The sequence below is a fragment of the Streptomyces sp. NPDC100445 genome (assembly GCF_044759735.1).
GTDB lineage: Bacteria > Actinomycetota > Actinomycetes > Streptomycetales > Streptomycetaceae > Streptomyces.
This window is the reverse complement of sequence record NZ_JBIVZV010000001.1, coordinates 1,140,001-1,146,347: the sequence shown is the minus strand read 5'-3', so window position 1 is coordinate 1,146,347 and position 6,347 is coordinate 1,140,001. Positions and strand designations below refer to the sequence as shown.

Here is a 6,347-nt window from a genome sequence, read left to right as displayed (position 1 = left end):
CCCCGCGACCCCCGGCGGGGGGGGGGGCACCACACCCCCCCCCCCCCCGCCCCCCGCCCCCCCCCCCCCCCCCCCGGGGCGGGGGGGGGGCCCCCCCCGGGGGCCCCCCCCCGCCCCGCCCGTCTACCCGCTGCCGCACCCTAGGCCGACACCTCGGACCGGTCCCCGCCCCACAGCGTGTGGAACGCGCCCTCCCGGTCCACCCGGCGGTAGGTGTGGGCGCCGAAGAAGTCGCGCTGGCCCTGGGTCAGGGCGGCCGGGAGGCGTTCGGCGCGCAGCGCGTCGTAGTAGGCCAGGGCGGCCGCGAACCCCGGGGTCGGCACGCCCTGCCGGGTCGCGGCGACGAGCACCTCGCGCCAGTCGTCCTGCGCGGCGGCGATCTCCCGGGCGAAGGTCTCGTCGGACAGCAGGCTCGGCAGGTCGGACCGGGCGTCGTACGCGGTGCGGATGCGGTCCAGGAAGGCCGCCCGGATGATGCAGCCGCCGCGCCAGATGGAGGCGACCTCGCCGAGGTCGATGTCCCAGCCGTACTCCTCGCTGCCGGCGGCGATCTCGTGGAACCCCTGCGTGTACGACACGATCTTGGACGCGTACAGCGCCTGCTCGACCCGGTCGGCGAAGGCCGCCGCCTCCGACCCGCCGAGGGGGACCGGCTTCGGCCCGGCGAGCCCCCGCGAGGCCTCCCGGAGCGCCGCGTGGCCCGACAGGGACCGGGCGAACACCGCCTCCGCGATGCCCGACACCGGCACGCCCAGGTCCAGGGCGATCTGCACCGTCCAGCGGCCGGTGCCCTTCTGCTCGGCCTGGTCGACGACGACGTCCACGAACGGTTCGCCGCCGGCGTCCACGTGGGACAGCACCTCGGCGGTGATCTCGATCAGGTAGGAGTCGAGCCGGCCGGTGTTCCAGGTGCGGAAGATGTCGGCGATCTGCGCGGGGGAGTAACCGGCGACGTCGCGCAGCAGCTGGTACGCCTCGCCGATGAGCTGCATGTCGGCGTACTCGATGCCGTTGTGCACCATCTTCACGAAGTGCCCGGCGCCGTCCGGGCCCACGTGGGTCACGCACGGCGCCCCGTCGGCGGCCTTCGCGGAGATCTTCTCCAGCATCGGGCCCAGGGACTCGTACGACTCCACCGATCCGCCCGGCATGATGCTCGGCCCGTGCAGCGCGCCCTCCTCGCCGCCGGAGATGCCCGTGCCGACGAAGTGGATGCCCTGCTCGCGCAGCTCGCGCTCCCGGCGGCGGGTGTCCGCGAAGTGCGCGTTGCCCCCGTCGATGATCATGTCACCGGGCTCCAGGAGCGGAGCGAACTCCTCGATGACGGCGTCCGTCGGCTCGCCCGCCTTCACCATGACGACCAGGCGGCGCGGGCGTTCCAGGGCCGCGACGAAGTCCTTCGCGCTCTCGGCCGCGACGAAGTCGCCCTCGTGCCCGAACTCCTCCACCAGCGCCCGGGTGCGCGACACGGTCCGGTTGTGCACGGCGACCGTGTAGCCGTTGCGCGCGAAGTTCCGGGCGAGGTTGCGGCCCATGACCGCCAGGCCTGTGACGCCGATCTGCGCTGAAGTGCTCATACCGCCTGCTCCCTGGTTGCCTCGTGACTACGGCTCCGTCAGTACGGGCCCTCGCCCATCCTGGCGTGCCGCTGTGGCGAGCGCACTTGCGACCCGCCACGCATGTGTACGCGGCGACGGTGCCTTACGCCTCACCCACCGGCCCGTCCGGCGGGGCGAGGGACGTTACCGGCCACCCTCCGGGACCGGGCGGCCGAAATACCGTCTTGTCATGGCCAGTTCGCTGCCCTTACTTTTGCCCCTCCTGACGCACGCCGAGGGGAAGTCGGACATGGCCGTACGCGGTCGGCACCGCCGGTACCAGCCGAACAGGATCAACCGAGCCTCACTCACCGTCACGGCGGGCGGTGCCGGCCTCGCGATCCCGCTGGTCGCCGCCGGCACCGCGAGCGCCGCCGACGTGGCCACCTGGAACAAGGTCGCCGCGTGCGAGTCCAGCGGCAACTGGAGCATCAACACCGGCAACGGCTTCTACGGCGGCCTCCAGTTCACCCGCTCCACCTGGGACGCGTACGGCGGCACGCGGTACGCGCCGCGCGCCGACCTGGCCACCCGGGACCAGCAGATCGCCGTGGCGGAGAAGGTTCTCGACGGACAGGGGCCGGGCGCCTGGCCGGTGTGTTCGGGGTCCGCCGGGCTCACCCGCGGCGGCGGCAGCCCCGGGGTGCACACGGAGACCGCCGCCGCCCACCCCGCCCAGACCCGCCGCGCGGTGCAGGACGTACGCCCGCAGACCACGCCGCAGTCCCGCGCGGGCAGCGCCGAGATGTACACGGTGGTGCACGGCGACACGCTCTCCGGCATCGCCGGCGACCACCGGGTCAGCGGCGGCTGGCGCGCCCTGTACGCGGGCAACCGCACGACGATCGGCGCCGATCCCGACCTGATCGTGCCGGGCCAGCGGCTCAGCCTGAGCGGCGGCCACACCAGGACGGCGCCCCCGAGGAAGGCACCCCCGCCCCACCGCACCACCCACCCCGGCACGCCCCCGACCCGGCACGCGCTCGTCGCCCCGGTGACGGCGTCCATCGGCACCGGCTACCGCGTGGCCGGCTCGCACTGGTCGAAGGGTTACCACACCGGTGTCGACTTCCTGGTGCCGACCGGTACGACCGTGAAGGCGGTCGAGGCCGGACACGTGGTGTCCGCGGGTTGGGGCGGCTCGTACGGCTACCAGGTGGTGCTCCGGCACGCCGACGGCCGCTACACGCAGTACGCCCACCTGTCGGCGATCTCCGTGCGGGCCGGGCAGAGCGTCGCCGCGGGCCAGCGCCTCGGCCGCTCCGGCGCCACCGGCAACGTCACGGGACCGCACCTGCACTTCGAGGTGCGCACGGGCCCGGACTTCGGCTCGGACATCGACCCGCTCGCCTATCTCCGCGCCGGCGGCGTCCGGTTGTGACCCGCCGCACCCGCGGCCACCGCGCGCTCGTTCAGGAACCGACGCGTGCGCGGTGCCGCCGGTCGAGCACCGGCAGCGGCACGTGCACGCCCGCGGGCAGCGGGGCGTACCACGCGGGGAACACGCCCTGGACATCCGCCCCGCCGCCGGCGTCCGGTCCGGGCAGCTCACGCGGCGCCGGCCCGGCCGGCCCGGCGCCGGACTCCACCGTGCGCTGCCGCGGTACGACGACGAGTCCCCCCGCCGCGTCCCGCGCCGCCACGTCCGCGGCGGACGGCACCGCGGCCTCGGGCGCCGCCCCCGCGGGCGCCGGCGCGCCCTCGGTCCGTTCCGTCGTCAGCATGACCAGGCCGCCCGTCGCCACCGCCGCGCAGGCCAGCGCCAGCGCCGTGCCGGTGCCGCCGTGGCGGAACGTCTCGCCGAACAGGACGACGCCCACCACGGCGGCCAGCACCGGGTTGACGACCGTCAGGGTGGCCAGCGGGGCGGTGAGCCCGCCGCCCCGGTAGGAGGCCTGGGACAGCAGCACGCCGGCCGCCGCGAACAGGCAGACCACCGCGAGCGAGGCCAGGTCGGCCGCGCCGACGCCCAGACCCCAGTCCACGGCGACGGTCTTGGTGAACACCGACGACATGCCGAACGCGATACCGGCGGCGGTGGCGAGCAGAACACTGCGCACCGCCGGACGCCGGTGCGCGGCCCGCCCCGCGCACATCAGCGCCACCACCGCCGCGCCGGTGACGAGGGCGGCCGACACCCGCTGGGCCGTGGAGAGGGAGTGCGTACCGGAGGCCCCGACCAGGGACAACAGTCCGGCGAGGCCCACCGTGGCCAGTAGGGCGCCGCGCCAGGCCGTCGCACCGGCCCTGCGTCCGACGCACAGCGCCGCCAGGGGCAGCGCGAAGACGATGGTCAGCGCGCCCAGCGGCTGGACGAGGCTCAGCGGACCGCAGGCTAGCGCCACGACGTGGAGCACACCGCCGAGACCGTTCAGCGCCAGCGCGCCCCACCAGCCCGGGCGGCGCACCGGCAGGTACGCCTCCCGCGGGGCGGACACCGCGACCCGCTCCTGCACGACGGCCCCGCCCGCGTAGGCGACGGCGGAGACCAGCGACAGGAGCACGGACAGCGCCAGGGCGCTCATCGGCGTCCTCCCGGCGTACGGCGCGGGGTCCGGACCCGGCGTGACGGGCGGTCGGCTTCCATGCGGAACACTCTGCCGGGTGACGCCCTTCCCGTCGTCGTACCTGAGGCCTCACTGCGTCCTACTGCCGATGGAGTAGGCACCCCGGCCGGTCATCCTCTGGCAGGGGGAGGCGGGCCGGGGCCCCGCGCGGCCGGACCGGCGACGGGCCTGGTAGTAGTGCCTGTCGTGGACCTCGACCCCGGCCTCGACGCGCTGCGCTCCCTCGGCGGCTTCTTCGTCCTGCGCACCCTGCCGCCCCCGCACCCGGCAGCGGCCGGCGACGCCACCGGGCCGCACCGGCTCCCGACCCTCGCCGAGACCTACGCGGGCTCGGCGGCGGACGGCCGGCGCGACGCGCTGGCGCTGCGGGTCGCCACCGTCGCCGCCCGGACGGGCACCGCCGAACCCCGGGTCGCCGCCTCCCTCGCCCAGCAGGGGCTGGCCGCCCGGCTGTGGTCGGCCGCGCTGGGCTGCGCCGTGCTGTACGGCCGGCTGCCCCGCCTGGACCCGGGCCTGCTCCGCTGGGACGCCCTCGCCCCCGTCCCCGACGACCTGTGGCTCACCGAGGTGCGCCCGCTGCCCGGCGACGCGGACACCGTCGCCGCCGCCGTCCTTGACGCCCACCTGCAACCCCTGGGCGCGGTCCTGCGCGCCCGGCACGGCGTCGCGACGGAGCTGCTGCGGGGCAACGCCGGCTCCGCGCTCGCCGCGACGGCCCGCGAACTGGACCGCTGGGCCCGCCTCCACGGCCGTACCGACGTCGCGGAACGCTGCCGCGCGCTCACGGACGCCCTGTTCACCCACCCCCTGCTGCGGGCCACCGGTGCCCGCGACGGCACGGCCTTCCGCCGCCGCAGCTGCTGCCTGTACTACCGCGTCCCCGGCGGCGGGCTGTGCGGTGACTGCTGCCTCACCCGTGTCCCGGGCCCTTCCCCGCGCGCCGCATCTGGGTGACCATGAGGGAGACGTGCCACCGAGACCAGGGAGTTGTCGGGTGCGAGTGGGACTGCTGAGCCGGGAGTACCCCCCGGACGTGTACGGCGGCGCCGGTGTCCATGTGGAGTTCCTCGCCCGCGAACTGGCCTCGCTGGTGGACCTGGAGGTGCACTGCTGGGGCGAGGGACGCGGCGCCGGTGTCGTACGCCACCGCCCCTGGTCCGCCCTGGACGGGGCCAACGACGCGCTGCGCACCTTCTCGGTGGACCTCGCCATGGCCGCCGCCCTGGAAGGCCGTGAACTCGTCCACTCCCACACCTGGTACGCCAACCTGGCGGGCCACGTCGCCAAGCTGCTGTACGGCGTCCCGCACGTCGTCACCGCCCACTCGCTGGAGCCGCTGCGCCCCTGGAAGGCCGAGCAACTCGGCGGCGGGTACGCCCTGTCGGGCTGGGCGGAGCGCACCGCGGTCGAGGCCGCCGACGCGGTGATCGCCGTCTCGGGCGCCATGCGGGAGGACATCCTGGCGTGCTACCCGGCGCTGGACCCGGCCCGGGTGCACGTCGTGCACAACGGCATCGACACCGGGCTGTACCGCCCCGACCACGGCACCGACGCCCTGACCCGGCACGGCATCGACCCCGCGCGTCCCTACGTGCTGTTCGTCGGTCGCATCACCCGGCAGAAGGGCGTCCCCCATCTGCTGCGCGCGGTACGGGACATCGACCCCGGGGTCCAAGTGGTGCTGTGCGCCGGCGCGCCCGACACCCCGGAGATCGACCGGGAGTTCCGGGAGCTGTTCGAGGAGCTGCGCCGGGTCCGGTCGGGCGTGTTCTGGATCCCGCAGATGCTGCCGCGCCCGGAGGTGATCCAACTCCTCACCCGGGCGGCCGTGTTCGCCTGCCCCTCGGTGTACGAGCCGCTCGGCATCGTCAACCTGGAGGCGATGGCCTGCGGCACGCCCGTCGTCGCCTCCCGGGTGGGCGGTATCCCCGAGGTCGTGGACGACGGCCGCACCGGCCTGCTGGTCGACGCGGACGAGGATCTCGAGTCCGGGCTCGCCCGGGCGCTGGACACCGTGCTCGGTGACCCGGCGGCGGCGCGGCGGATGGGGGAGGCCGGACGGGCGCGCGCGGTGGACGAGTTCGGCTGGGACGCGGTCGCCCGCCGTACGGTCGGACTGTACGAGGAGATCCTCAAGGAGGCTTAGTCCGGCCCGCTCGGGGCAACCATGGTTCAACCAGGG

Annotated in this window: 5 protein-coding genes; 3 read left to right on the top strand and 2 right to left on the bottom strand. The window is 75.5% G+C overall.

Features of this window, described 5'->3' with window-relative positions; genetic code table 11:
• Window positions 1–140: 140 nt before the first annotated feature.
• Entirely contained in the window at window positions 141–1,577 is a 1,437-nt protein-coding gene (gene gndA / locus ACIQVT_RS04950; protein ID WP_403747546.1) for an NADP-dependent phosphogluconate dehydrogenase, read from the bottom strand.
• A 271-nt stretch (window positions 1,578–1,848) separates the two neighbouring features.
• On the opposite strand from gndA, the gene ACIQVT_RS04945 reads away from it, so the two are divergent.
• The gene (locus tag ACIQVT_RS04945) at window positions 1,849–2,979 is read left to right on the top strand and encodes a transglycosylase family protein (protein WP_403747942.1); all 1,131 of its coding nucleotides are present in this window, start codon (window positions 1,849–1,851) and stop codon (window positions 2,977–2,979) included.
• A 31-nt stretch (window positions 2,980–3,010) separates the two neighbouring features.
• On the opposite strand, the gene ACIQVT_RS04940 is transcribed toward ACIQVT_RS04945, so the two are convergent.
• Complete coding sequence (locus ACIQVT_RS04940) at window positions 3,011–4,123, bottom strand: DMT family transporter (protein ID WP_403747542.1); 1,113 nt, start codon at window positions 4,121–4,123, stop codon at window positions 3,011–3,013.
• 228 nt (window positions 4,124–4,351) lie between these two features.
• Here ACIQVT_RS04940 and ACIQVT_RS04935 point away from each other — a divergent pair, with 228 nt between their 5' ends.
• A complete protein-coding gene (locus tag ACIQVT_RS04935) occupies window positions 4,352–5,119 on the top strand; it encodes a (2Fe-2S)-binding protein (protein WP_403747538.1) in 768 nt (255 codons plus the stop codon).
• A gap of 40 nt (window positions 5,120–5,159) precedes the next feature.
• Window positions 5,160–6,311: a glycogen synthase gene (glgA, locus tag ACIQVT_RS04930; protein WP_403747535.1), complete on the top strand. Its 1,152-nt coding sequence runs from the start codon at window positions 5,160–5,162 to the stop codon at window positions 6,309–6,311.
• The last annotated feature ends 36 nt before the right edge of the window (window positions 6,312–6,347 follow it).

Bases quoted from the DNA above. Each gene is read 5' to 3' on its own strand.
- gndA (WP_403747546.1), bottom strand. From the start codon at position 1,577: ATGAGCACTTCAGCGCAGATCGGCGTCACAGGCCTGGCGGTCATGGGC.
- ACIQVT_RS04945 (WP_403747942.1), top strand. From the start codon at position 1,849: ATGGCCGTACGCGGTCGGCACCGCCGGTACCAGCCGAACAGGATCAAC.
- ACIQVT_RS04940 (WP_403747542.1), bottom strand. From the start codon at position 4,123: ATGAGCGCCCTGGCGCTGTCCGTGCTCCTGTCGCTGGTCTCCGCCGTC.